This window comes from Streptomyces lancefieldiae (genome assembly GCF_031845825.1).
Lineage (GTDB): Bacteria > Actinomycetota > Actinomycetes > Streptomycetales > Streptomycetaceae > Streptomyces > Streptomyces lancefieldiae.
On the sequence record NZ_JAVRFH010000003.1, the window covers coordinates 122,348 to 147,637 of the forward strand.

Annotated in this window: 24 protein-coding genes and 5 tRNA genes; 17 read left to right on the top strand and 12 right to left on the bottom strand. The window is 70.6% G+C overall.

Translation table 11 applies throughout. The features are described from left to right. The first annotated feature begins 17 nt into the window (after window positions 1-17). Window positions 18-215: an acyl-CoA carboxylase epsilon subunit gene (locus RM812_RS04275; RefSeq protein ID WP_311571040.1), complete on the top strand. Its 198-nt coding sequence runs from the start codon at window positions 18-20 to the stop codon at window positions 213-215. 190 nt (window positions 216-405) lie between these two features. Here RM812_RS04275 and RM812_RS04280 read toward each other — a convergent pair whose 3' ends face one another. The 8 genes from RM812_RS04280 to RM812_RS04315 all read right to left on the bottom strand — a co-directional run bounded on the left by RM812_RS04280 (window position 406) and on the right by RM812_RS04315 (window position 11,198). Continuing rightward, complete coding sequence (locus RM812_RS04280) at window positions 406-987, bottom strand: GTP-binding protein (RefSeq protein ID WP_026243582.1); 582 nt, start codon at window positions 985-987, stop codon at window positions 406-408. Further along, window positions 968-1,540 carry a DUF742 domain-containing protein gene (locus RM812_RS04285; RefSeq protein ID WP_311571041.1) on the bottom strand — a complete coding sequence of 191 codons (573 nt, stop codon included), beginning with the start codon at window positions 1,538-1,540 and terminating at the stop codon, window positions 968-970. Before RM812_RS04285 ends, RM812_RS04280 begins: the two co-directional genes overlap by 20 nt. 94 nt (window positions 1,541-1,634) lie before the next feature. Continuing rightward, entirely contained in the window at window positions 1,635-2,048 is a 414-nt protein-coding gene (locus tag RM812_RS04290) for a roadblock/LC7 domain-containing protein (RefSeq protein WP_004983065.1), read from the bottom strand. Window positions 2,049-2,058: 10 nt separating this feature from the next. Next, on the bottom strand, window positions 2,059-5,325 hold the full coding sequence (locus RM812_RS04295) for a nitrate- and nitrite sensing domain-containing protein (RefSeq protein ID WP_311571042.1): 3,267 nt from the start codon (window positions 5,323-5,325) through the stop codon (window positions 2,059-2,061). A gap of 403 nt (window positions 5,326-5,728) precedes the next feature. Then, window positions 5,729-6,304 carry a GTP-binding protein gene (locus tag RM812_RS04300; RefSeq protein WP_217141783.1) on the bottom strand — a complete coding sequence of 192 codons (576 nt, stop codon included), beginning with the start codon at window positions 6,302-6,304 and terminating at the stop codon, window positions 5,729-5,731. Beyond that, complete coding sequence (locus tag RM812_RS04305) at window positions 6,285-6,683, bottom strand: DUF742 domain-containing protein (protein ID WP_003973454.1); 399 nt, start codon at window positions 6,681-6,683, stop codon at window positions 6,285-6,287. The genes RM812_RS04300 and RM812_RS04305 overlap by 20 nt, the downstream gene beginning before the upstream one ends. Before the next feature lie 111 nt (window positions 6,684-6,794). After that, a complete protein-coding gene (locus tag RM812_RS04310; RefSeq protein WP_003993189.1) occupies window positions 6,795-7,208 on the bottom strand; it encodes a roadblock/LC7 domain-containing protein in 414 nt (137 codons plus the stop codon). A gap of 9 nt (window positions 7,209-7,217) precedes the next feature. Then, window positions 7,218-11,198: a nitrate- and nitrite sensing domain-containing protein gene (locus RM812_RS04315; RefSeq protein ID WP_311571043.1), complete on the bottom strand. Its 3,981-nt coding sequence runs from the start codon at window positions 11,196-11,198 to the stop codon at window positions 7,218-7,220. Between the two features lie 598 nt (window positions 11,199-11,796). Between RM812_RS04315 and RM812_RS04320 the strand changes: the two genes are divergently transcribed. The 9 genes from RM812_RS04320 to RM812_RS04360 all read left to right on the top strand — a co-directional run bounded on the left by RM812_RS04320 (window position 11,797) and on the right by RM812_RS04360 (window position 15,884). Beyond that, window positions 11,797-11,985, top strand: coding sequence for a hypothetical protein (locus RM812_RS04320; protein WP_311571175.1), 189 nt, complete (start codon window positions 11,797-11,799; stop codon window positions 11,983-11,985). Between the two features lie 172 nt (window positions 11,986-12,157). Further along, window positions 12,158-12,943 carry a fumarylacetoacetate hydrolase family protein gene (locus RM812_RS04325; RefSeq protein ID WP_311571044.1) on the top strand — a complete coding sequence of 262 codons (786 nt, stop codon included), beginning with the start codon at window positions 12,158-12,160 and terminating at the stop codon, window positions 12,941-12,943. Beyond that, window positions 12,936-14,420, top strand: coding sequence for a glutamate--tRNA ligase (gene gltX / locus RM812_RS04330; RefSeq protein WP_311571045.1), 1,485 nt, complete (start codon window positions 12,936-12,938; stop codon window positions 14,418-14,420). The genes RM812_RS04325 and gltX overlap by 8 nt, the downstream gene beginning before the upstream one ends. A 108-nt stretch (window positions 14,421-14,528) precedes the next feature. Next, a complete protein-coding gene (locus RM812_RS04335; protein WP_311571046.1) occupies window positions 14,529-15,263 on the top strand; it encodes an HAD family hydrolase in 735 nt (244 codons plus the stop codon). Window positions 15,264-15,355: 92 nt separating this feature from the next. Next, a tRNA-Gln gene (locus RM812_RS04340) sits at window positions 15,356-15,427 on the top strand. Between the two features lie 39 nt (window positions 15,428-15,466). After that, window positions 15,467-15,539, top strand: a tRNA-Glu gene (locus RM812_RS04345). A 62-nt stretch (window positions 15,540-15,601) separates the two neighbouring features. Next, window positions 15,602-15,674, top strand: a tRNA-Glu gene (locus RM812_RS04350). Between the two features lie 21 nt (window positions 15,675-15,695). Then, window positions 15,696-15,767, top strand: a tRNA-Gln gene (locus RM812_RS04355). Window positions 15,768-15,811: 44 nt separating this feature from the next. Further along, window positions 15,812-15,884, top strand: a tRNA-Glu gene (locus tag RM812_RS04360). A 287-nt stretch (window positions 15,885-16,171) separates the two neighbouring features. Here RM812_RS04360 and ndgR read toward each other — a convergent pair. Next, on the bottom strand, window positions 16,172-16,888 hold the full coding sequence (gene ndgR / locus RM812_RS04365) for an IclR family transcriptional regulator NdgR (protein ID WP_020270051.1): 717 nt from the start codon (window positions 16,886-16,888) through the stop codon (window positions 16,172-16,174). A 195-nt stretch (window positions 16,889-17,083) separates the two neighbouring features. Between ndgR and leuC the strand changes: the two genes are divergently transcribed. The 4 genes from leuC (at window position 17,084) to RM812_RS04385 (ending at window position 20,403) form a co-directional block, all read left to right on the top strand. Continuing rightward, complete coding sequence (gene leuC, locus RM812_RS04370) at window positions 17,084-18,514, top strand: 3-isopropylmalate dehydratase large subunit (protein ID WP_311571047.1); 1,431 nt, start codon at window positions 17,084-17,086, stop codon at window positions 18,512-18,514. 5 nt (window positions 18,515-18,519) lie between these two features. After that, entirely contained in the window at window positions 18,520-19,113 is a 594-nt protein-coding gene (leuD, locus tag RM812_RS04375; protein ID WP_311571048.1) for a 3-isopropylmalate dehydratase small subunit, read from the top strand. A gap of 277 nt (window positions 19,114-19,390) precedes the next feature. Further along, on the top strand, window positions 19,391-19,621 hold the full coding sequence (locus tag RM812_RS04380) for an SCO5555 family protein (RefSeq protein ID WP_311571049.1): 231 nt from the start codon (window positions 19,391-19,393) through the stop codon (window positions 19,619-19,621). A 137-nt stretch (window positions 19,622-19,758) separates the two neighbouring features. Next, entirely contained in the window at window positions 19,759-20,403 is a 645-nt protein-coding gene (locus RM812_RS04385; protein ID WP_311571050.1) for an HU family DNA-binding protein, read from the top strand. A gap of 178 nt (window positions 20,404-20,581) precedes the next feature. Here RM812_RS04385 and RM812_RS04390 read toward each other — a convergent pair whose 3' ends face one another. Further along, on the bottom strand, window positions 20,582-20,785 hold the full coding sequence (locus RM812_RS04390; RefSeq protein ID WP_311571051.1) for a hypothetical protein: 204 nt from the start codon (window positions 20,783-20,785) through the stop codon (window positions 20,582-20,584). 9 nt (window positions 20,786-20,794) lie between these two features. After that, complete coding sequence (gene cofC / locus RM812_RS04395) at window positions 20,795-21,433, bottom strand: 2-phospho-L-lactate guanylyltransferase (RefSeq protein ID WP_311571052.1); 639 nt, start codon at window positions 21,431-21,433, stop codon at window positions 20,795-20,797. A gap of 143 nt (window positions 21,434-21,576) precedes the next feature. Here cofC and RM812_RS04400 point away from each other — a divergent pair, with 143 nt between their 5' ends. The 3 genes from RM812_RS04400 to RM812_RS04410 all read left to right on the top strand — a co-directional run bounded on the left by RM812_RS04400 (window position 21,577) and on the right by RM812_RS04410 (window position 24,627). Further along, entirely contained in the window at window positions 21,577-22,359 is a 783-nt protein-coding gene (locus RM812_RS04400; RefSeq protein ID WP_311571053.1) for a lysophospholipid acyltransferase family protein, read from the top strand. After that, window positions 22,356-23,366 carry an NAD(P)H-dependent glycerol-3-phosphate dehydrogenase gene (locus tag RM812_RS04405; protein ID WP_311571054.1) on the top strand — a complete coding sequence of 337 codons (1,011 nt, stop codon included), beginning with the start codon at window positions 22,356-22,358 and terminating at the stop codon, window positions 23,364-23,366. The genes RM812_RS04400 and RM812_RS04405 overlap by 4 nt, the downstream gene beginning before the upstream one ends. Window positions 23,367-23,457: 91 nt before the next feature. Then, on the top strand, window positions 23,458-24,627 hold the full coding sequence (locus RM812_RS04410; protein WP_311571055.1) for a D-alanine--D-alanine ligase family protein: 1,170 nt from the start codon (window positions 23,458-23,460) through the stop codon (window positions 24,625-24,627). A gap of 288 nt (window positions 24,628-24,915) precedes the next feature. On the opposite strand, the gene RM812_RS04415 is transcribed toward RM812_RS04410, so the two are convergent. Next, on the bottom strand, window positions 24,916-25,149 hold the full coding sequence (locus RM812_RS04415; RefSeq protein WP_037654619.1) for an Lrp/AsnC family transcriptional regulator: 234 nt from the start codon (window positions 25,147-25,149) through the stop codon (window positions 24,916-24,918). Between the last annotated feature and the right edge of the window lie 141 nt (window positions 25,150-25,290).

The following is a 25,290-nucleotide window of genomic DNA, read 5'->3' on the forward strand; positions in this document are numbered from 1 at the left end:
CCCGAGGAGCCCCTCCCATGACCACGCCCGACATCCGCGTCGAGAAGGGCCACGCCGAGCCCGAGGAAGTCGCCGCCATCACCGCCCTCCTCCTGGCCCGCGCGGCCGCCCGCCCCGCCGAGATCGCCCCGGCCCACGGCGGCGGTCGCGTCCGGGCCGGCTGGCGCCGCCTGGAACGCGAGCCAGGCTTCCGCGCCCCGCACAGCTGGCGCTGACCCGCGAGCCCCTACGCGTAGAGGCCCCTCCGCTCCGGAGGGGCCTCTACGCGTAGGGGCTTCTGCAATTCGGCAGGGGCTGCCGCTCGATGCCGGGCCGGGCGACTCACCAGGGGCGCGGGGAACTGCGCGCCCAGCCACGAATCACCCGCACCCGGCACGCATGCCCGCGGGCGGCGCGCGCCGAGCGTTAGCGCAGGCGCGCCATCAGCGCGTGCTCCACGAGTGTGATGAGCGTCGACTTCGCGTCGGCGCGGTGCCGGGCGTCGGTCGTGATGATCGGGGTGTCCGGCCCGATCTGCAGGGCCTCGCGGACCTCGTCCGGGTTGTACGGCTGCTGGCCGTCGAAGCCGTTCAGGGCGATGACGAACGGCAGGCCGGAGTTCTCGAAGTAGTCGACGGCGGGGAAGCAGTCGGCGAGCCTCCGCGTGTCGACCAGGACGACCGCGCCGATGGCGCCGCGCACCAGGTCGTCCCACATGAACCAGAAGCGGTCCTGGCCGGGCGTACCGAAGAGGTACAGGATCAGGTCCTGGTCGAGCGTGATGCGGCCGAAGTCCATGGCGACCGTGGTGGTCGTCTTGTCCCCCGTGTGGGTGAGGTCGTCGATGCCCGCCGACGCGGATGTCATCACGGCCTCGGTGCGCAGCGGGTTGATCTCCGAGACGGCGCCGACGAACGTGGTCTTGCCCACGCCGAAACCGCCCGCCACCACGATCTTCGCGGACGTGGTGGAGCGGGAAGGCCCTCCGCTAGAGCTTGCGAAGTCCACTGAGCACCCTTTCGAGCAGTGTCACGTCTGGCTGGCCGCCGGCGTTCTCGTCGCCGCCGGGCTGATGGATGGCGACCAGGCCCGCCTCCGCCAAGTCGGCGACGAGGATCCTGGCCACGCCGAGAGGGATCGTCAGGAGGGCCGAGATCTCGGCCACCGACTTGATCTCCCGGCAGAGGTGGCAGATCCGCTGATGCTCGGGCAGCTGGCCCTGCATCTGGTGCGGCTGCGCGGTGGTGTGCACCAGTGCCTCGATGGCGAGCTGGTACCGGGGCCTGGTGCGACCGCCCGTCATGGCGTACGGGCGCACCAGGGGGTTGTTCGACGCCCCGGCGGGCGCCGGCTCAGGGGTGCGGCGCTGCGGCTGCACAGGCTGGATGCGCGGAGCGTGCGGCTGGTCGTACGGCGAAGGGCCGGGGCCCTGCGGCGCGTACGGCTGCCGGTGGCTCGGGGCGGAGGGGTAGCCGTATCCGTTCGCCGAGCCGTCGCCCGGGCCCTGACCAGGGCCGTACGACCAGTTGCCCGATGACGGACCGCCTGGGGGTGTTGCCACTTTCTCCTCCTCCGACTGTGCCTGGCATCCATCACTGGGGAGCCGCGTCCCGAAACTTTACGGCCACGGGACGCCAAAACGCACCGTCTGTCCTTTAGTTGAGAAGGCTCCCTTGGAGTTCGGCCCGCAGATCGGGCGTCAGAACCGTGCCCGCACGGTCCACCAGAAGGGCCATCTCGTACCCAATGAGGCCGATGTCCGCCTCCGGGTGTGCGAGAACCGCGAGGGAGGAACCGTCGGAGATGGACATGATGAAGAGGAATCCCCGCTCCATCTCCACAACCGTCTGGTTCACGCTGCCGCCCTCGAAGATGCGCGAGGCACCGGCGGTCAGCGAGGTCAGACCGGAGGCGACGGCCGCGAGCTGATCGGCGCGGTCGCGCGGAAACCCTTCGGACATCGCCAGAAGGAGTCCGTCGGCGGAGACCACCACCGTGTGGGACACCCCCGGGGTGTTGTCCACGAAGTTGGTGATCAACCAGTTCAGGTTCTGTGCCGCCTGGCTCATCGGGCTCACACTAACGCTCCTGGTTGTAGGTGCTGTCAGGACCACGGTGTTCCTCACCTGTGTCCTGGCCGTTCGTTTCACTGCCTGCGTTGCGGCCTCGCTCGACGCCGCGCCGCAGGTTGCTCAGCCTGCCCCGGACGTCCTCCGGGGCGCGGGAGACCTGGGGGCCTCCCTGGGGGGTGGTTTCGGCGGCACCCTCGACCAGGTTGGCCTTGGGAACCCGCCGCGGCAGGCCCGAGGACGTGACCCCGCCCGCCTTGGGCTTGCGCAGCTGCGAGGCCTGCTGCCAGCGGTCGTCGTTGGCCGACCGCCAGTCGCCGTCGGCCGTCGGCGTGGTGGCCGGTGCCTCCTGGTCCACGCGCCGCGCGTCGCCCGCGCCACTCACGGTGGACCCGCGGCGGGGAAGACCGGCGTCGGTCAGCTCGTGGGCGGCGGAGGCGGCCGTTCCCGGATGGTCGAAGCCTACGCGGTCCGCCTCGTTCACGTCAGCGGCCTGCGCGGATTCCGCTTCCGGAGCACCCGTGGGGTACTGGTCCGGATATCCGTTCTGGTAACCGTCCTGCTGGGGCCAGTCGTCCTGGTAACGCCGCTGCTCGAACGCCGAGTAGGTCTCCTGCGCGTCGGCGCCCGCCGACTGGTGCCCGTTCTGGCCCGGCTCCGCGTAGGAGGGGTCCGGGAAACCGCCGTTGGACGCGTAGCCGTCGCCCTGTGGCAGGTTGCCGTTCGGCGCGTAGTACTGCTCGTCGTACGACGGCTGCTGCGGCTCCTGGTACGCCTGCTGCTGATCGGCGTACGCCGACGGCTGGTCGTACGCGCCGGTCTGCTGTTCCTGGTAGCCGCCCTGGCCCTGGTCGTAGGCCGGCTGCTGCCCGGTGAACTGGTCCTGGAACCCGGGCGTCGCGGGGGCCTCGGGGCGGCCGTCCGCCGGACCGGGCAGCTCGGGCTGTGCCTGGGCCTCGAGGGCCGCGCGCCGCTCCTCCCGCATCAGCGAGCGGCCGACCGGGTCGAGCCCACGGAGGTCGTCGGGGACCTCGGCGTAGCGGCTGTCGTCGAAGCCGAGCTCGGCGGCGGTGCGCATCGGCTGGCCGACCTGGCCGAAGCTCTCGCCCTGGACGTTCTGCTCCGGGATGATCTGCGAGACGGTGAACTCGTCGCGCGCCTGCTGCTCGCCACCGCCACCGTGGGTGATGGCGTCCGGCAGCATGACCAGCGACGTGGTCCCCGCCTGCTCGCCGGAGGGGCGCAGCTGGACGCGGATGCCGTGCCGGTCGGACAGCCGGCCGACCACGAACAGGCCCATGCGCTGCGAGATCGCGGCGTCCACGGTCGGCGGGTTGGCCAGCTTGTGGTTGATGTCCGCGAAGTCCTCGGCGGTCAGGCCGATGCCCTTGTCGTGGATCTCGACCATCACGCGGCCGTCGGGGAGCCGGGTCGCGGTGACGCGCACCTTGGTCTGCGGCGACGAGAACGTGGTGGCGTTCTCGAGGAGCTCCGCGAGCAGGTGCACGAGGTCGGTCACGGCGCGGCCGTGGATCTCGGCCTCCGGGACGCCGGAGAGCTCGATGCGCTCGTACTGCTCCACCTCGGAGGAGGCGGCGCGGAGCACGTCGACCAGCGGGACCGGCTGGTCCCAGCGGCGGCCGGGCTCCTCGCCGGCGAGGACCAGGAGGTTCTCGCCGTTGCGGCGCATGCGGGTGGCGAGGTGGTCCAGCCGGAAGAGGTTCTCCAGCTGGTCGGGGTCGGCCTCGTTGTTCTCCAGATCGGTGATCAGGCTCAGCTGGCCCTCGATCAGCGACTGGTTGCGGCGCGAGAGGTTGGTGAAGATCGCGTTGATGTTGCCCCGCAGCAGGGCCTGCTCGGCGGCGAGCCGGACGGCCTCGCGGTGCACCTGGTCGAAGGCGCGGGCGACTTCGCCGATCTCGTCGGTCGAGGCGATCGGGATCGGCTGGACCCGGGTGTCGACCCGGCCGGGGTCGGTGCGGGAGAGCTGGTCGACCAGCGACGGCAGGCGCTGCTCGGCGATGCCGAAGGCGGCGTTGCGCAGCTGGCGCATGGAGCGGCTCATCTGGCGGGCCACCATGCCGGCCAGGATGAACGCGGCGAGCAGCGCGATCACGACCGCGGCACCGGTGATGTAGGCGTCCTGCTCGGCGTCGTCGGCGATGCCGGAGGACTCGGCCACCGCCTTGTCGGCGAGGTCCGACTCGATCTTGCTGTAGGCGTCGAACTTGAGGGTGTTGACCGCCCACCAGTTTTCCGGCGTGATGCCCTGCTGGGCCAGCCCGGCCCGCGCGTCGGTGTCCGTGGAGTTGAGCTGGGCCAGCTCCGAGACCATCGTGGTCGGGTTGCTCGGCGGCGGCACGTAGTCCGGGTCCTTGGCCTTGGCCTCCTTGGCCATGGCCGCCCCGTCCTCCTTCAGCTTCGCCTCGGCGTCCTCGAGCTTCTGCGCGTCCGCCTCGGTACCGCCGCCGATGTACTCCTCGATCGCGATGCGCTCGAGGTAGGCGTACGACGAGAGGGCGACGCGCTGGCTGGCGAGGTGGCTCGGGTCCGGACCCGGCTTGACCAGCATGTGCATGCCGATGGAACGCTCCAGGGAGAGCGCCGCCTTGGTCAGGGAGATGGCGTAGACGGTACGGCCGTAGGAGGTGATGTTGCCGGTGCCCAGACCGAGCTCGTTGGCGAACTCCATCAGGGGGTGGGCGATTCCGGTGTAGCCCTCCTCCGTCTCCACGCCCTTGAGCTTGGAGGTGTAGGCGGCCGCGCGCAGCGTCTGGAGCTTGGGCTCCTGCTCGCGGAAGACCTTCAGCCGGCGTTCCAGGCCCGCCTTGCCCGGCATGCCCTGCGCGGCCGCGTCGAAGGCGTCGGCCGCGTCGTCCGTGGCCTGGCGGACCTTGGTGACGGTGGCGTCCTTCTCGCCCTTGCCCTGGAGCAGCGGGGCGGCGGTGACGTCGCGCTCGTTGTAGAGGGCGTTGGCATAACTGAGGGAGGCCTGCACCAGGCGCGCGGTGCTCTCGGCGTCCTCGGCGTCCTGCCAGGTGTCGATGGAGCCCTTCACCTGGAAGCCGCCCATGACGAGGCCGACCAGCACGGGTATGAGCAGGATCGCGTTCAGCCGCGTGGTCACGCGCCAGTTGCGCGGGGAGAGACGGCCGCCGCTCGGAGCGGGCGCGGCCGTGGGTTCCGCAGCGGGCACGGGGGCGGGCGCCGCTGTGCGCTGCGGCGGGGTGAAGTTGCCCCGGGCCGATGGCTCGGGACTGTTCTTGCTTCGCCTCACTCGACCAACAACCTCTCGGCGGTCGGCACCTGGGTCGTGCCGCTGTGTCTCAGAGCCCAGTCCGTCATCGCGTACGCACTACTGCTGAGTACGTCTTTGACCATTGGGCAGTTCTGGCATTCCAGCACGGCGGCCTGCGCTCTTCCAAACAGCGGAACGCTGGGGTTACACGTGATGTAAGCCCCAGATAAAACGGTCATAAAGAGCGAGGGTCGTCAAAACACGAGGTGTTCGTGAGCACAGCGAGACGAAATGTGCGCGACGCGTGGTGTCACCACCCGATTCCTCTGCCGAAACGTTATGAACGGCGGAGTCGACCGTGTCAAAGGACACAGTCGACTCCGCTCCGTCTACGACAACTGCCGTACGGCCCCTGCCGACCGGGATATGACCGATATGGGTGCTACCTGAGTCGTGCCATCAGAGCGTGCTCGACCAGCGTGATCAGCGCGCTCTTGGCGTCGGCGCGGTGCCGGGCGTCGGTCGTGATGATCGGGGTGTCGGGTCCGATCTGCAGGGCCTCGCGGACCTCGTCGGGGGAGTACGGCTGCTGGCCGTCGAAGCCGTTGAGCGCGACGACGAACGGCAGACCGCTGTTCTCGAAGTAGTCCACCGCCGGGAAGCAGTCGGCCAGCCGGCGGGTGTCGCACAGTACGACCGCGCCGATGGCGCCGCGCACCAGGTCGTCCCACATGAACCAGAAGCGGTCCTGGCCCGGCGTGCCGAACAGGTACAGGATCAGGTCCTGGTCGAGCGTGATGCGGCCGAAGTCCATGGCGACCGTGGTGGTCGTCTTGTCCCCGGCATGGGTCAGGTCGTCGATCCCGGCGCTGGCGGAGGTCATCACGGCCTCGGTGCGCAGCGGGTTGATCTCCGAGACGGCGCCCACGAACGTGGTCTTGCCGACGCCGAAGCCACCGGCCACCACGATCTTCGCGGAGGTGGTCGCCCGACCCCCGTCAGAGCTTGCGAAGTCCACTGAGCACCCTTTCGAGCAGTGTCACGTCCGGCGCACCGCCGTTGTTCTCGTCCCCGCCCGGCTGGTGAATGGCGACGAGCCCGGCCTCCGCGAGGTCCGCGACCAGGATCCGGGCCACACCGAGCGGCATCGCCAGCAGGGCCGACACCTCGGCCACCGACTTCACCTCGCGGCACAGGTGGCAGATGCGCTGGTGCTCGGGGAGCAGCCCCATGAGCGCTGCCGGGTCGGCCGTCGTACTGATCAGTGCCTCGATGGCGAGCTGATAGCGCGGCCTGGTCCGGCCGCCGGTCATGGCGTACGGACGTACCAGCGGCTGGTCGCCCTCGTCCTCGTACGGCTCCGCGTACGGATCATGAGAGGCGGTGGGCGGGGTCATGAATCCTCCGGGCGGGACAGCAGGTCGGTCAGTCGTGCCGTCTGACGAGGCCGGTGGGGGGATTGTGGCGGCCGGACGGTGATTTGGTAACACGGGTGGTGCCGGGGCCGTTCAGTGGAGCAGACTTCCCTGTAGCTCGGCGCGCAGATCGGGCGTGAGCACCGCGCCCGCGCGGTCGACGAGGAGCGCCATCTCGTAGCCGACGAGGCCGATGTCGCACTCCGGGTGGGCGAGGACGGCCAGGGACGAGCCGTCCGAGACGGACATGAGGAAGAGGAACCCGCGTTCCATCTCCACGACCGTCTGGGCGACACTGCCGCCCTCGAAGATCCGGGACGCCCCGGCGGTCAGCGAGGTCAGCCCCGAGGCGACCGCCGCGAGCTGGTCCGCGCGGTCGCGCGGGAAGCCTTCCGACATCGCCAGAAGGAGTCCGTCGGCGGACACGACGACGGTGTGGGACACCCCTGGGGTGTTGTCCACGAAATTCGTGATCAACCAGTTGAGGTTCTGTGCCGCCTGGCTCATCGGGCTCAACTAACGCTCCTGCTGGTGAGTGGGCCGCGGATAGCTGCCGGTCTGGTTGGTACCGGCCTGACGGCCCTGTGCGATTCCCCGACGGAGATTGGTCAGCCGGCCACGCACGTCGTCGGGCGCACGCGATACCTGCGGACCGTTCTGGTGCGACTGCTGCTGAGCCGTGCCCGGGACGAGGTTGGCCCGGGGCACCCGGCGCGGCAGGCCGGAGGTGGTGACCCCACCCGCGGCCGGCTGCCGGACGCGCTCTGCCTGCCGGACGAGATCGTCGTTCGGCGAGCTGCGCCAGGCGGAGGTGGCGGGCCGCTGGGGGGCCGCCGGGGTCTGGGGCTGGGCGGCCTGCGGCTCCGGGGCCGCGGCCGGGGCGTCGTTCTGCGCCCTGGCCTCGCGGTCGCCGTGGAACCAGTTGGTCTCCAGCGTGTCGTACAGCGGCGTACGCCCGTCACCGGGGCCGGAGGCCGGGGGCAGGGCCCAGCCGTCGTTCGGCCGCTGCGGCGCGGCGGGCAGGCCCGCGGGCTCCTGGTGGGCGGGACGCTCCTGCGGGGCGCCGAAGTCGCCACCCTCGTGCGCGCCGTTGACCTGCGGTCGCTCGAACTGGCCGGTGCCGGCCGGGTCCTGTCGGCCCGGCAGGTACTGCTGCCCGGTCGTGCCGTTGTCGTACGCCTGGGGGGCGGCGAACTGGCCGGTCGACGCCGGGTCGTTCAGGGCCGGCGCGGGGCCCGCCTGACCGGGCTGCCCGCCGAAGACGTCCGAGCGGACGAAGGGCCCGCCGTTGTCCTGCGGTGCGGCCGGCTCGGCCTGGGCGAACTGGTCGTTGCGCTGGGCGTCCGCGCCGTTGTGGCCGTACTGGTCCGCGTTGGGCTGGGTGAACCGGTCCGCACCGGGCTGGGCGAACTGGTCGTTGTGCCGGGCGTCCGCGCCGTTGTGGCCGTACTGGTCCGCGTTGGGCTGGGTGAACCGGTCCGCGTTGGGCTGGGCGAACTGGCCCGTGGTCTGCGAGGCGTCCTGGCGGGGCGCCGGCGCGTCGAAGTCCGGGCGGGCGAACTCGGCCGTCGCGCCGGGACCCTGGGCCTCGCCGAGCGGGGGGATCACCGGCATCTCGGCGGTCGAGCCCGGGCCCTGCCGGTCGTCGTAGCGCGGCGTCCGGTCCGTGCGGGAGTCCGGCTCCTCATGGCCACGCGGGGTGTCCAGGGAGGCACGCGACACCGGCGGCTGCGCGTTCTCGTCGCTCCAGCTGGGCACGCGGGGCTGCGGGTTGCCGCCGGGCAGCTCGGCCCGCGGACCACCCCGCGGCGGCAGTTGCGGACGACGGCCCTGCCGGCCCTCGCCGTTCGCGTTGTCCCGGCGCTTGCCGCGCTGCGGGGACGAGGGACCCTGCGGCCGGGCCTGGCCGTTGGGGGACGAGCCGCGTCCGCCACCGAAGACGTCCTGGTCCTGCGGCGCGTTCATGCCCGCGGCCTGCAGGCCCTGCGGGGCACCGGGCGCCTGACCGGCACCGGCACCGGCGCCGGCCGGGGCCGGGCGGCCCTGCTGGTTCGGTCCCGCCGGGGACTGGGGCCCGCGCGCGCCGCCCGGTGCACCCGGACGACCACCCGCGTCACGCCCGGGCAGTGCGGCCCGCGGTCCCTGACCGGGGCCGAGCCGGCCGCCGCCCGCCGCACCGGCGCCGAGGGCACCGCCACCGCCGCCGAAGGCACCGCCACCACCGAGGGCGCCGCCGCGCCGGGCCGCCGCGACCCCCGCAGCGGCCTGCGCAGCGGCCGGACCGCCGTTGCCGGCGCCCTGCTGACCGGGCTTGGGCTGCGGCTTGCGGCCGCCCTGCGCGACGTCCACGGGCAGCATGACCAGCGCGGTCGTACCACCGGAGTCGGACGGACGCAGCTGGATACGGATGCCGTGGCGCTGCGAGAGCCGGCCGACCACGAACAGACCCATGCGGCGGGAGACGGAGACGTCCACGGTCGGCGGCGAGGCGAGCCGCTCGTTGATCGCGGCGAGGTCCTCCGGCGAGAGGCCGATGCCGGTGTCGTGGATCTCGATCAGCACGCGGCCGTCGGGCAGCGCGTGACCGGTGACCTTGACCTTCGTCTGCGGCGAGGAGAACGAGGTCGCGTTCTCCAGCAGCTCGGCGAGCAGGTGCACGAGGTCGTTGACCACGCGGCCGGCGACCTCGGTGGTCGGCACGGAGGCCAGCTCGATGCGCTCGTACTGCTCCACCTCGGAGGCGGCGGCACGGAGCACGTCGACCAGCGGAACCGGGCGGGTCCAGCGACGGCCGGGCTCCTCACCGGCGAGGACGAGGAGGTTCTCACCGTTACGGCGCATACGCGTGGCGAGGTGGTCGAGCTTGAACAGCGAGGACAGCTGGTCCGGGTCGGCCTCGCGGGACTCCAGTTCGGAGATCAGCGACAGCTGACGCTGGATGAGGCCCTGGGAGCGGCGCGAGAGGTTGGTGAACATCGCGTTGACGTTGCCCCGCAGCAGGGCCTGCTCGGCGGCGAGGCGGACCGCCTCGCGGTGCACGTCGTCGAAGGCCGCGGCCACCCGGCCGATCTCGTCCCGGGAGTGCACACCGACCGACTCCACCGAGGTGTCGACGTCCTGCGGGTCGGTTTCGGAAAGCTGCTTGACCAGCTCGGGCAGACGGTCCTGGGCGACCTTGGTCGCGGTGTCCTCCAGGCGTCGCAGCGAGCGGATCATGGACCGGGCGACGACGAAGGCGCCGACCAGCGAGACGCCGAGCACGAGCAGGATCACGACACCGGAGATGATCGCCTCGCGCTCCGACTCGCTGCGCAGCTCGCGGGCCTGCTGCTCCATGTCCTCCAGCAGCTTGAGCTCGATGTTCTTCATCTGCTGGATCTTGGTGGAGCTGTCGTCCAGCCAGTCCTGGTACGACTGCATCTTCAGGTCGGCCAGGCCGTTGACCTGGCCCAGGGCCCGACCGGCGTACTGGTCGGACGCCTCGATCACCGGGTTGCCCTCGGAGATCGGCTTGAGGAGTTCCTCGGCGCCGTCGCCGTAAATGCTGGTGAAGCTGCGGATCTCGGACGTCTGGCTCTGCAGCGCCGACTGGGCGTAGAGCCGGTCGTTCTCGGAGAGCCGGCCCTTGCTGGTGTTGTTCGCGGGGAGCGCCGCCGCGAGGACCGCGCGCTGGATGGACGCGTACTCCTTGGCGGAGGAGAAGGCCGACAGGGCGCGCGTGCGCTGGATCATGTCGGGGTTGCTGGTCGCCTCCGCCATGTCCTGCGAGAGGTCGAGCAGGTGGGTGATCAGCCGGTGGTACGCCTCGACCGTCTGGTTCGAGTTCCTCTCGGACTGGTACGCCGAGCCGCGGATCTTGTTCAGGTCGTTCAGGTCGCTCGCGAGGCCCACGAGGCTCTCACGGACGCCGACGAGGTTGCCGTCCTTGCTGGCGGCGTCGATCTCCTCGGAGCTGTCGAGGAAGTTCTTCAGGGCCCGGTCGGTCTTCTCCCGGTCGCCCTTGACCGCGATCGCGCTGGACGTCGAGCCGTGTGCCAGGGGACCGGCGGACTGGTCGCGCTCCTCCTGGAGAGCGGCGGCCAGCTCCGTGGCCTGCTTGGTCATCTCCGTCAGCAGCTTCATGTTGTCGAGCTGCTGGATGTCGTCCATCGACTGGCTGATGCGCATCGCGCCCAGCGAGGTGGCCGCGACCACCGGAAGCGCGAGCAGTGACACCAGGCGCGTGGAGATCCGCCAGTTGCGCAGGGCTATGCGCGGGCCGGGGCCGGTCGGGCCCTTGGCCGGCTTGGCGGCCGTCTTGTCACCCTTGTCACCGGAAGCGGGCGAGGCCGTCGCCTGACCGGGGCGACCCGCGTGGTCGGAGCTGTCGCCGGACGGGGGCTGGCCCGGGTTCTGGGCGTGCTGGGGCGAGGAGCTGACGGCCTTGGGGCCAGTCCCGCCGTGCTGCGGCTCCGGCTCCGCCGAAGCGCTGCCATCCCTCTTGAAACGTCCCTGCACTAGCGTCGCAACCTCTGGACCAGGCACCCTCCGCGTGAACGGCTGGGCACGGTGTCGGCGTCATAGGAGCGCCCTGAATACGCCCCTGCGGTGGTCGTGAGTGACCGGCGCTGGTTCCCCCTTCTCGCCGCCGCTCGGCGCTGATGTGCGCCCCCTGCGCCGGCTCGATCCTGCGGCGGTCCGTGGAATTCCAGCACAGTGCGGGATCTCCAACAAGGCCCGAGGGGCAGGCCGTGAAATACGTGACAGCACGTGAGGGGCGAGTCACCGGACGTAGAAAATGATCACCCGTAAAACGGACGAATGCACGCGAGTCACCGACGCGCCGAGGGTGTCCCAGACGCCATGATCAGGAGCGGAATGATGACTTCAGGTAGGCAATGTCGGTTTCGTCGCAGTGTCGGGCGGGCCGGAATTGACCGGTTTGACCGTTGATAAGTGAGCAAACTCACATGCTGATCACGGGCCCCGGCCAGGTCCCCGGGGAATGGCATGTTTAGCCTGACGCTTTACAGAGAAGGCAAAACCGACAACCCGCGCCCTCGAAGGGGTTCTTGCAGCCTCCCGGCGCCCGGACACGACAGGGTCTCGTACAACCGTGAAGACGACGATGATGTTCCACAAGATCGCCAACCCGCGCCGCACGACGCTGGCCCACCTCGACGGCGCCGACGACCTGCAGACGCCGGAGCAGCCGGAGCACGCCGTCGAGCTCCCCACCCAGACGGCCAACCCCCGGCGTACCGTCCTCATGGAGGTCCCGGTCGCGTCCCCCGCCGCAGAGTAGTACGGCGCCCCGGCCGCCGAGCGTTCAGGCCGGCCGCACGGGCACACGGGCGCCCGCGCGACGAACCGACGCCCCGCGGGGCCACGGCGGTCGTGCGCGAGGCGCCCGACGCGTACCGCGCTAGCCTGGAGCGTCAGACTCCAGCCAGCTCAGTCAAGGGGCCAAGCAACCCGTGCGCATCGCCAGGTTCTCCATCGACGGAAACGTCGCCTTCGGCGCGGTCGAGGGCGACCAGCCGGACCAGCTCGTCCTGGACATCATCAAGGGCATCCCGTTCGCGGACTTCGAGCTCTCCGGCACCAAGGTGCCCCTGAGCAAGGTGCGGCTGCTGCCGCCCGTACTCCCCAACAAGGTCGTGGCCTTCGGCCGCAACTACGCCGAGCACGCCCGCGAACTCGGCAACGAGGTGCCCGACGCCCCGTTCGCCTTCTTCAAGCCGTCCACCTCGGTCATCGGCTCCGGCGACGCCATCCAGTACCCCTCCTTCTCCGAGGAACTGCACCACGAGGCCGAGCTCGCCGTCGTCATCGGCCGCATGTGCCGCGAGGTCCCGCGCGAACGCGTCGCGGACGTGATCTTCGGCTACACCTGCGCCAACGACGTCACCGCCCGCGACGTGCAGCGCCGTGAGAAGCAGTGGGCCAGGGCCAAGGGCTTCGACTCCTCCTGCCCGTTGGGCCCCTGGGTGGAGACGGACCTCGACATCGCCGCCGCGAGCGACCTGACCATCCAGCTCACGGTCAACGGCGGCCAGCGCCAGCTCGGCCGCACCAGCGAGATGATCCACTCCATCGAGGACCTGATCGTCAACATCTCCGAGGCCATGACGCTGCTCCCCGGCGACGTGATCCTCACGGGCACCCCGGCTGGGGTCGGACCCCTCAACGTCGGCGACGAGGTCGCCGTCACCATCGAAGGCATCGGCACTCTCACCAACAAGGTTGTCAAGCGTGGCTAGCGCACCCGGCTCCCCCGTACGCGTCCGTTTCTGTCCCTCGCCCACCGGTAACCCCCACGTGGGCCTGGTCCGCACCGCCCTGTTCAACTGGGCGTTCGCCCGGCACCACCAGGGCACGCTGGTCTTCCGCATCGAGGACACCGACGCGGCCCGCGACTCCGAGGAGTCGTACGAGCAGCTCCTGGACTCGATGCGCTGGCTGGGCTTCGACTGGGACGAGGGCCCCGAGGTCGGCGGCCCCCACGCGCCGTACCGCCAGTCGCAGCGCATGGACATCTACAAGGACGTCGCCACCAAGCTCCTCGACGCCGGCCACGCCTACCGCTGCTACTGCTCCCAGGAGGAGCTGGACGCCCGCCGCGAGGCCGCCCGCGCCGCCGGCAAGCCCTCCGGCTACGACGGTCACTGCCGCGACCTGAGCGACGCCCAGGTCGAGGAGTACGTGGCGCAGGGCCGCCGGCCCATCGTCCGCTTCCGGATGCCCGACGAGACGATCACCTTCACGGACCTGGTCCGCGGTGAGATCACCTACCTCCCGGAGAACGTCCCGGACTACGGCATCGTCCGCGCCAACGGCGCCCCGCTCTACACGCTCGTCAACCCGGTCGACGACGCCCTGATGGAGATCACCCACGTCCTGCGCGGCGAGGACCTGCTCTCCTCCACCCCCCGCCAGATCGCCCTCTACAAGGCGCTGATCGAGCTCGGCGTCGCCAAGGAGATCCCGGCCTTCGGCCACCTGCCGTACGTGATGGGCGAGGGCAACAAGAAGCTCTCCAAGCGCGACCCGCAGTCCAGCCTGAACCTGTACCGCGAGCGCGGCTTCCTCCCCGAGGGCCTGCTCAACTACCTCTCCCTGCTCGGCTGGTCGCTCTCCGCCGACCAGGACATCTTCACGATCGACGAGATGGTCGCCGCCTTCGACGTCTCCGACGTGAACCCCAACCCGGCCCGCTTCGACCTCAAGAAGTGCGAGGCGATCAACGCCGACCACATCCGCCTGCTGGAGGTGAAGGACTTCACCGAGCGCTGCCGCCCGTGGCTGAAGGCCCCTGTCGCCCCCTGGGCGCCGGAGGACTTCGACGAGGCCAAGTGGCAGGCGATCGCGCCGCACGCGCAGACCCGCCTGAAGGTCCTCTCCGAGATCACGGACAACGTCGACTTCCTGTTCCTGCCGGAGCCGGTCTTCGACGAGGCGTCCTGGACCAAGGCGATGAAGGAGGGCTCGGACGCCCTGCTGCGCACGGCCCGCGAGAAGCTGGACACGGCGGACTGGACGTCCCCGGAGTCCCTCAAGGAGGCCGTCCTGGCCGCCGGCGAGACCCACGGCCTCAAGCTCGGCAAGGCCCAGGCCCCCGTCCGCGTCGCCGTCACCGGCCGCACGGTCGGCCTGCCCCTCTTCGAGTCCCTGGAGGTCCTGGGCAAGGAGAAGGCGCTGACCCGCATCGACGCGGCGCTGGCGAGGCTGGCGGCGTAACGCACCCGCGACGAGGGGCGGCATCCGGACATCCGGGTGCCGCCCCTCGCCGTTCCCCGTTCCCGCTTCGGCGGACGCGGCCCACCCCGCGGCGTTACCGTCGGATTCATGAGCATTCGCGCCGTGGTCTGGGACGTCGACGACACCCTCTTCGACTACACCACCGCCGACCGCGAGGGCATGCGCGCCCACCTGGTGGCCGAGGGACTGCTCGCCGGGTACGGCTCGGCGGAGGAGGCCCTCGAGCGCTGGCGGGAGATCACCGACCAGCAGTGGGCCCGCTTCTCGGCCGGTGAAGTCGACTTCGTCACACAGCGGCGCGACCGCACCCGGGTCTTCCTGGGCCGGCCCGGCCTGACGGACACGGAGGCCGACGACTGGTTCCAGCGCTACGTCACGCACTACGAGGCCGCCTGGTCCCTCTTCCCCGACGTCCTGCCCGTCCTCGACACCCTCTCCGCCAGCCACCGACACGCCGTGCTGTCCAACTCCAGCCTGACCGTCCAGGACCGCAAGCTGCGCGTTCTCGGCGTGCACGACCGCTTCGAGGCGATCCTGTGCGCCGCCGAGCTGGGTGTCTCCAAGCCCGAGCCCGGCGCCTTCCTGGCCGCCTGCGAGGCCCTCTCCCTCGCCCCGCACCAGGTCGCGTACGTCGGCGACCACCCGGAGATCGACGGGCGCGGCGCCCACGAGGCCGGGCTGCTGTCGGTCTGGATCGACCGCGGCGGCGCCTACGCGACCGTCGACCCGCCCGCCGGGCCGCGCCGCATCGCGTCCCTCTCCGAACTCCCCGCGCTCCTCGGCGCCGATACTCGTTTTGGAGCCCCGTCCACCTTCAGGTAATGTTCTTCCTGCGCCGCCGGGGAGCGGGCCGAAAGGGCCGGGAACCGGAAGCGCAACGCTAGAACAAGATCCCCCAGGGGCTTGCGTTCCAGTGGCCTATGGTGTAATTGGCAGCACGACTGATTCTGGTTCAGTTAGTCTTGGTTCGAGTCCAGGTAGGCCAGCTCGCAGAGCTTATCTGCATCGCGGATCACATCCGCAAAGCCCCCGTTGTGTAGCGGCCTAGCACGCTGCCCTCTCAAGGCAGTAGCGCCGGTTCGAATCCGGTCGGGGGTACAGATCCTTCCCGCGAGGACAGTCAGGGTAGCTCCCGCCGTCGTCGATGCAGGATCGCTAGGGCCCCCGTTGTGTAGCGGCCTAGCACGCCGCCCTCTCAAGGCGGTAGCGCCGGTTCGAATCCGGTCGGGGGTACTGACTGGTCTAAACCATCATTGGTCTATGGTGTAATTGGCAGCACGACTGATTCTGGTTCAGTTAGTCTTGGTTCGAGTCCAGGTAGACCAGCTCGGACCTGCGGCGGTGTAATATTCAACGCTTGCAGAGTCCACGCCCCCGTTGTGTAGCGGCCTAGCACGCCGCCCTCTCAAGGCGGTAGCGCCGGTTCGAATCCGGTCGGGGGTACGAGTCCGAAGGGGGCTCCCGCTCAGGCGGGAGCCCCCTTCGGCGTTACTCGATTCCGCCACCTCGTACATCAACTCCCCGTGGGGCGCGCTCGGAGAGTCCCGCTCGCCGGGAGGCGGAGGCGCAGCTGACGGGAAGGACCGGTTCGCGTACCGGTCGGGGAAGCGGGCGCCCGAGGCGCCGAAGAACGCGGCGGCCGGACAGGCGCCCGAGAAGGCGTGAGGACGGGGAAGGGCCTGCCGCGGCGTTGAGGCGGGCCCGCCCCGGTCGGGTGCCGGTGGGGTGGGTCAGCCCGTGCGGCGCAGGGCCTCGGAGAGGCGGCCGGCGGCGTCGATGACGGCCTGGGCGTGCATACGGCCCGGGTGGCGCGTCAGGCGCTCGATGGGGCCCGAGACGGACACGGCGGCCACCACGCGGTTGGAGGGGCCGCGTACGGGCGCGGAGACGGACGCGACGCCCGGCTCCCGCTCCCCGATGGACTGGGCCCAGCCGCGGCGCCGGACGCCGGACAGCGCCGTCGCCGTGAATCGGGCGCCCTGCAGGCCGCGGTGCAGACGCTCGGGCTCCTCCCAGGCCATCAGGATCTGTGCCGAGGAGCCGGCCTTCATCGTGAGCGTGGAACCGACCGGGACCGTGTCCCTGAGGCCCGACAGCCGCTCGGCCGCGGCCACGCAGATGCGCATGTCGCCCTGGCGGCGATAGAGCTGGGCGCTCTCGCCCGTGACGTCACGGAGGTGGGTGAGCACCGGGCCCGCCGTGGCGAGCAGGCGGTCCTCGCCGGCCGCCGCGGCCAGTTCGGCCAGGCGCGGGCCGAGAATGAAGCGGCCCTGCATGTCGCGCGCCACCATGCGGTGGTGTTCCAGCGCCACGGCCAGGCGGTGGGCCGTGGGTCGTGCCAGTCCGGTCGCACCGACCAACCCCGCGAGGGTGGCCGGGCCGGACTCCAGAGCGCTCAGGACGAGGGCCGCCTTGTCCAGAACGCCGACGCCGCTACTGTTGTCCATGCAACGATACTCCCGTCTCACTCTGTGAAACGCAAGTTCAATTTTCCCTGGAACGCGCCACCCTTGATGGCACGAAGTCACAACGGCCCGTGACGAAAGGGCCTGGTTGCGGTTGCCCGGAAACAGGGGTGAGGGCGCCGCCTCCTCAAGATCTCTAGTTGGGTCGGCGCGTTGTCGCCGACCGGAGGGAAAGCGATGGGTAGGACACTCGCGGAGAAGGTCTGGGACGACCACGTCGTCCGGCGCGCCGAAGGCGAGCCCGACCTCCTCTTCATCGATCTGCACCTGCTGCACGAGGTGACCAGCCCGCAGGCCTTCGACGGCCTGCGCAAGAGCGGTCGCCCGGTGCGCCGGCTCGACCTGACCATCGCGACCGAGGACCACAACACCCCGACGCTCGACATCGACAAGCCCATCGCGGACCCGGTCTCCCGGGTCCAGCTGGAGACGCTGCGCAAGAACTGCGCGGACTTCGGCGTCCGACTGCACCCGCTGGGCGACGTCGAGCAGGGCGTCGTGCACGTCGTCGGCCCGCAGCTGGGCCTGACCCAGCCCGGCACCACCGTGGTCTGCGGCGACTCGCACACCTCCACGCACGGCGCGTTCGGCGCGCTGGCGTTCGGCATCGGCACCTCCCAGGTCGAGCACGTGCTGGCCACCCAGACGCTGCCCATGGCCCGCCCGAAGACCATGGCGATCACCGTCAACGGCGAACTGCCCGAGGGCGTCACGGCCAAGGACCTGATCCTGGCGATCATCGCGAAGATCGGCACGGGCGGCGGCCAGGGCTACATCCTGGAGTACCGCGGCGAGGCCATCGAGAAGCTCTCGATGGAGGCCCGGATGACCATCTGCAACATGTCGATCGAGGCCGGCGCCCGCGCGGGCATGATCGCCCCCGACGAGACCACCTTCGCCTACCTCCAGGGCCGCGCCCACGCCCCCGAGGGCGCGGACTGGGACGCGGCGGTCGAGTACTGGAAGACGCTGCGCACGGACGACGACGCGGAGTTCGACGCCGAGGTGGTCATCGAGGCCGCCGAGCTGTCGCCGTTCGTCACCTGGGGCACCAACCCGGGCCAGGGTGCGCCGCTTTCCGCCGCCGTCCCCGACCCGGCTTCGTACGAGGACGCTTCGGAGCGCTTCGCCGCCGAAAAGGCCCTGGAGTACATGGGGTTGGAGGCCGGGCAGCCGCTGCGTTCCATCAAGGTGGACACCGTCTTCGTAGGTTCGTGCACCAACGGCCGCATCGAGGACCTGCGCGCCGCCGCCGAGATCGTGCGGAGCCGCAAAGTCGCCGACGGCGTACGGATGCTGGTCGTCCCGGGCTCCGCGCGGGTGGGTCTGCAGGCCGTCTCCGAGGGCCTGGACGTGGTCTTCAAGGAGGCCGGCGCCGAGTGGCGGCACGCGGGCTGCTCGATGTGCCTGGGCATGAACCCGGACCAGCTGGCCCCGGGTGAGCGCTCGGCGTCCACCTCCAACCGCAACTTCGAGGGGCGGCAGGGCAAGGGCGGCCGCACCCACCTGGTGTCGCCGCAGGTCGCGGCCGCGACGGCGGTCCTGGGCCGCCTGGCCTCCCCGGCCGACCTGTCCGCCGCCGACGTTCCCACGCCCGCTGGAGTCTGAGAGTCATGGAAGCATTCACCAAGCACACCGGCCGGGCCGTCCCGCTGCGCCGCAGCAACGTCGACACCGACCAGATCATCCCCGCCCACTGGCTCAAGAAGGTGACGCGGGACGGGTTCGAGGACGGGCTGTTCGAGGCCTGGCGCAAGGACCCGGAGTTCGTGCTCAACCGGCCCGAGCGGCAGGGCGCGACCGTCCTGGTCGCCGGCCCCGACTTCGGCACCGGCTCCTCGCGCGAGCACGCCGTCTGGGCGCTGCAGAACTACGGCTTCAAGACGGTGATCTCGTCCCGCTTCGCCGACATCTTCCGCGGCAACTCGCTGAAGAACGGTCTGCTCACGGTGGTCCTCGACCAGAAGATCGTGGACGCGCTGTGGGAGCTCACGGAGAAGGACCCCCAGGCCGAGATCACGGTCGACCTGGAGACCCGCGAGGTCCGCGCCGAGGGCGTCACCGCCTCCTTCGAGCTGGACGAGAACTCCCGCTGGCGGCTGCTGAACGGGCTGGACGACATCTCGATCACCCTCCAGAACGAGGCCGACATCGCCGCGTACGAGGCGAAGCGTCCGTCGTTCAAGCCGCAGACGCTCCAGGTCTGACCCCGGGCGCCCCTCCGGCGTCCGCGCAAGGTCGAGTTTCGGCCACCCACACACACCCGCTGTACCCCCGATCGGCTCGATCGGGGGTACAGCCGTGTCTGGGCCCGGTCGCGGCTGCCCGTCATGGCCGAAGGCCGCAACTTCCCACGTTAGAGGGGTGGTTGCTGGGGTACGTGAGTCGGTGGGACGAGGGATTCGCCGGTGCCCGGAAGGCCGTTCGGGGCGGTAGTTGCCCCCTGCGCAGGCGACAACTCGCCCCAGATGGCACAATCTGTGCATGGAACACGACGGCCAACTCCAGCTCTATACGGCGGTCGCGGTCCAGCTCAAGGAAGCGCACACAAGAGTGCGCGCACTGCAAGTCCCGGAGGGCGTACGGATGGCGCTGACCCGGAAGCTGCTGGTCATTACGGCCGCGGCCAAACACGATCTCGCCGGTGCGGCAAGGCGGCTGGAGCGGTTCACCGCCGATCTCGACGAGGGGCGATTCCCCGAAGAGGAAGGCTGAACCGGCCGGGACAGCCCGAGTCCGTTGCGGCACAAGGGTGATTAGCCCGTTTCGTGTTTGATTTGCGGTATATATCTGCCTAACGTGCGAAAAAGCTTGAACACATTCGTTCTGGCGATGTCTCCGAAGGGGAAGACGTGAACAAGGCGCAGCTCGTAGAAGCGATCGCCGACAAGCTGGGTGGCCGGCAGCAGGCCGCCGACGCTGTCGACGCGGTCCTGGACGCCCTCGTCCGTGCAGTGGTCGCGGGCGACCGGGTCTCGGTCACCGGCTTCGGTTCCTTCGAGAAGGTCGACCGTCCGGCCCGCTACGCCCGCAACCCCCAGACGGGCGAGCGGGTTCGGGTCAAGAAGACCTCCGTGCCGCGCTTCCGCGCGGGCCAGGGCTTCAAGGACCTGGTGAGCGGCTCGAAGAAGCTCCCGAAGAACGACATCGCGGTCAAGAAGGCCCCCAAGGGCAGCCTGTCCGGCCCCACCCCCACCATCGCCAAGGCCGCGGGCAAGAAGGCGGCCGCCAAGAAGGCCACGGGCGCGGCGAAGAAGACCACCGGCAAGAAGACGGCCGCGGCGGCGAAGAAGTCGACCGCGAAGAAGACCGCGGGGGCGGCGACGGCGAAGAAGGCCCCCGCCAAGAAGTCCACCGCCACGACCACCACGGCGGCGGCGAAGAAGGCCACGGCCAAGAAGGCCCCCGCGAAGAAGGCGACGGCCAAGAAGGCCCCCGCCAAGAAGTCGACCGCTCGCAAGACCACCGCCAAGAAGGCCACCGCCCGCAAGAAGTAGCGGCAAGCGGCAAGCCGGAAGCAGTAAGCCGGCAAGCGGCGAACAGCAGGCGAACAGGCACAGGGCACTCACGCGCCGGGCCGGACTCCCTCTCGGAGTCCGGCCCGCGGCGTGTTCGTACGCCCGTGAAGCACCCGGCGGACCAGAGGCTCCCGGCGGACCAGAGGGTCCCGGCGGTTCAGAGGGTCTGGAGGGTCACCAGCGTGATCCGGAGGTCCGTGCCCGTGCCCTCGGTCTCGATCCGCACCCGCTGCCCGGGCCGCAGCAGTCTCAGGCCCCCCGCGTCGAACGCCGCGGCGTCGAAGGGCACGGGCGTGCCGTCGTCGAGCAGCACCTGTCCGCTGCGGCTGTCGGGGTCGTACGTGTATGCGGTGGCCTGCATGTCGGCAGCCTACTGCCCGGCGATCAGCAACCGCGCCGTCACCGCGGCCGTATGGGGCCCCACCCCCAGCGCCAGCGCGGTGCGCAGGTCGTCGCCGGTGTCGACGTCCTGCCGTACGGAATGCACCGCGTCGAGGCGGAGTTCCACCGCGCCGGACGCCCGGTGCCGGGCCCGGGAATCCGTGCCGAAAGCGGGGGCCAATTCACGGCCCGGTGCCACGGCCAGCAGGGTCGTGCCGATTCCGGCCGCGTCCGGAAGGAAAGCGCGCGGGAATTGCGCGGCCGCCGCCAGAACCCGCGCCAATTCCATGGGCCGCAGTGCGGGGAGATCGGCGTTGAGGGCGGCCACGGGACTTTCGGAACGTACCGCCCGTACGGCCGCCGCCGCGTGTGCCAGCGCGGCGTTCAGACCGCCGCCCGGCTCGTCCGGAACGACCCCGGCGCCCAGTTTCGCCAGCTCGCGCCCCGCCCGGGCGTCGTCCGTGACGACTGCCACATCCACCACCGACGGACAGGCCAGCGCCGCCGCCACCGTGTCCTGTGCGAACGCCAGCGCGAGGCCGGGCCGCACCCCGTCGTCCGCGGTGTCCGACAGCCTGCTCTTGGCCCGGGCGAGGGGCTTCACGGGTACGACCAAGGTCCACTGCACGAGCGTTCCGTCCTTCTCTCGTCGCTGTCATTGTCACCTGGGGGATCTGGCGATTCACCCGCCGGGGCGTACGGTGTTCTCGACAGACGGACGGCCCGGGGCGACACTTGTCCGGCCCCAGGCCCTGGAGGAAAGGTGTCAGCGTGCCCCGCCGCAGAATCGGCTTCTGGTACCGCTTCGCCGCGGTGATCTGCAAACCGCCGCTGGTGGTTCTGATCAAGCGGGACTGGCGGGGAATGGAGAACATTCCGGCCGACGGTGGATTTATCACCGCCGTGAACCATAATTCGCACGTCGACCCCTTCGCGTACGCGCACTACCAGTACAACACCGGGCGCGTGCCGCGATTCCTTGCGAAGAGCGGCCTTTTCAAGAAGGGTTTCGTCGGTGCCGCGATGCGGGGCACCGGGCAGATCCCCGTCTACCGCGAGAGCACGGACGCGCTCAGCGCCTTCCGGGCCGCGATCGACGCCGTGGAGCGCGGCGAGTGCGTCGCCTTCTACCCCGAGGGCACCCTCACCCGCGACCCGGACGGCTGGCCGATGACCGCGAAGACCGGTGCCGCGCGCGTCGCCCTGCAGACCAAGTGCCCGGTGATCCCGGTCGCCCAGTGGGGCTGCAACGAACTGCTGCCGCCCTACGCGAAGAAGCCCAACCTCCTGCCGCGCAAGACCCACCGCGTGCTGGCGGGCCCGGCGGTCGACCTGTCGCGGTTCTACGACAAGGAGATGACCGCGGAGGTGCTGAAGGAGGCCACGGAGGTCATCATGGCCGCCGTCACCCGCCAGCTGGAGGAGATCCGCGGTGAGAAGGCGCCCGCGACCCCCTACGACCCGCGCCGGGAGCGGATCGAGCAGCGGCGCCGGACGCAGTCGCAGACGCAGGCACCGGTGCGGGGGCAGCAGGCAGAAGGGCAGAGCACGTGAGCAAGCCCGTCAAAGCGGCCGTCTTCGGCACCGGATCGTGGGGCACCGCCTTCGGCATGGTCCTCGCCGACGCCGGATGTGACGTCACCCTGTGGGGACGCCGCGCCGAACTCGCCGACGCCGTCAACTCCACCCGGACCAACCCGGACTACCTGCCCGGCGTGGAACTTCCCGCCACGCTGCGGGCCACCACCGACGCCGCCGAGGCGGCGCACGACGCCGACTTCACCGTCCTCGCCGTGCCCTCCCAGACGCTGCGCGCCAATCTGGCCGACTGGACGCCGCTGCTGGCACCCGGCACGATCCTGGTGTCGCTGATGAAGGGTGTCGAACTCGGCTCCGCGATGCGGATGAGCGAGGTGATCGAGGACGTCGCCAAGGTCGGCGCCGAGCGCATCGCCGTGGTCACCGGGCCCAACCTGGCCCGGGAGATCGCCGCCCGCAGGCCGGCCGCCGCCGTGGTCGCTTCCCCCGACGAGGCCGTCGCCCAGCGGCTCCAGACCGCCTGCCACACGCCGTACTTCCGTCCGTACACCAACACCGATGTCGTCGGCTGCGAGCTCGGCGGCGCCGTGAAGAACGTGATCGGACTGGCCGTCGGCATCGCGGACGGCATGGGCCTCGGCGACAACGCCAAGGGGTCCCTCATCACCCGCGGCCTCGCCGAGACCACGCGCCTCGGGGTCGCCCTCGGCGCCGACCCGTTGACCTTCTCCGGACTGGCCGGGCTCGGCGACCTGGTGGCGACCTGCTCCTCGCCGCTGTCCCGCAACCACACCTTCGGCACCAACCTCGGCAAGGGCATGACCCTGGCGGAGACCATCGCGGTCACCAAGCAGACCGCCGAAGGCGTCAAGTCCTGCGAGTCGGTGCTGGATCTGGCCCGCAGGCACGGCGTCGACATGCCGATCAGCGAGACGGTCGTCGCCATCGTGCACGAGGGCAAGTCCCCGGTGGACGCGGTGAAGGAGCTGATGTCGCGCAGCGCGAAGCCCGAACGACGCTGAGCGACGGTGGCGCGGCATGTGGGTGCCGCCCGCGCCACGCGGCCGGCCGACGCTGTCTCGCGGCCCTACGGGCGGGTACTCTCGACGCGATATGAGCACCGAGAACCTCCCCCAGAGCCCCGAGCAGAGTCCGGAGCAGCCGCCTCGCAAGCCGCGTGTGGCCGTCGTGTTCGGCGGGCGCAGCTCCGAACACGGGATCTCCGTGGTCACCGCCGGCGCCGTCCTCGCGGCCATCGACCGGACGAAGTACGACGTCCTGCCGATCGGCATCACCCGGGACGGCCGCTGGGCCCTCACCGCCGACGAACCGGAACGCATGGCGATCACCGAGCGCCGTACGCCCGACGTCGATGAGCTGGCCGAGTCGACCGAGGGCGGCGTGGTGCTGCCCGTCGACCCCGCCAACCGCGAAGTCGTCTACAGCGAGCCCGGCTCGGTGCCCAAGGCGCTGGGCGAGGTCGACGTCGTCTTCCCCGTGCTGCACGGCCCGTACGGCGAGGACGGCACCCTCCAGGGCCTGCTGGAGCTCTCCGGCGTGCCCTACGTCGGCTCGGGCGTGCTCGCCTCGGCCGTCGGCCAGGACAAGGAGTACATGAAGCGGGTGTTCACCTCCTACGGGCTGAAGGTCGGCCCGTACGTGGTGATCCGGCCGCGCGAGTGGGACCAGGACCGTTCCGGCGCCCGCAGGAAGGTCGTGGACTTCGCCGGCGAGCACGGCTGGCCGCTGTTCGTGAAGCCCGCGCGCGCGGGTTCCTCGATCGGCATCACCAAGGTCGACGACCTCTCCGGACTCGACGAGGCGATCGAGGAGGCCCGGCGCCACGACCCGAAGATCCTCGTGGAGGCGACGCTCACCGGCCGGGAGATCGAGTGCGGGGTGCTGGAGTTCGAGGAGGGCCCCCGGGCCTCCCTCCCCGCGGAGATCCCGCCGCCCTCGGAGCACGCGTACTACGACTTCGAGGCCAAGTACATCGACTCCACGCCCGGCATCGTGCCCGCCCCGCTCACGCCCGAGGAGACCGCCGAGGTCCAGCGGCTGGCGGTCGAGGCGTTCGACGCGGCGTCCTGCGAGGGGCTGGTGCGCGCGGACTTCTTCCTCACCGAGGACGACGAGTTCGTGATCAACGAGATCAACACCATGCCCGGTTTCACGCCGATCTCCATGTACCCGCAGATGTGGCAGGCGAGCGGTGTCGGTTACGCGGAGCTGGTGGACCGGCTGGTCCAGGCGGCGCTGCGGCGGTCCACGGGACTGCGCTGACGTTCGGCTCCGAGTGGACGGCCGGGAAGGCGATCCCCTCGGGGATCGCCTTCCGCGCGACCGGCGGAACCCGCAGGTCCGGTACGGCTCTCCGTGCCCCGCAGCGCAGTATGATCAGCGGGTTTTCCCAGCCCGCCGTCCGTCGGCGACAGCGCCTCGTCCGGGGTTCCGGCACGGCCTGGTGACCGGCGCGTCCGGGCCGGGAACCGCCGCCGACTCGCTGTCGTCTGCTGAGGGAGCAGCCTTCGGCGGCGATCAGCAGTGCGAGAGCGAGCGGGCGGAAGGGGGCTAGAGATGGACGACCGGACAGGTCAGAGTACGGGTGATGCCGTCCACTTGCTGGACCTTGGCGACCACCATGCGCCCCAGTTCGTCGACGGTTTCGGACTGGGCCCGGACGATGACGTCGTAGGGTCCCGTCACGTCCTCGGCCTGGATCACTCCAGGGATCTTGCTGATGGTCTCGGCGACGGTCGACGCCTTGCCGACCTCCGTCTGGATCAGGATGTACGCCTGTACCACGGAACCTCCAGGGCGGCCACGAGGATCATGTGGGGAAAAGGAACGCCACGGTATCGCGTCGCCGCGCTTCGCGGGGAGACCCGCGGACGTGCGGCCCGCGTGCCGGGGTGCGGTGCGGACACGAGTTGACGATCACGCCGA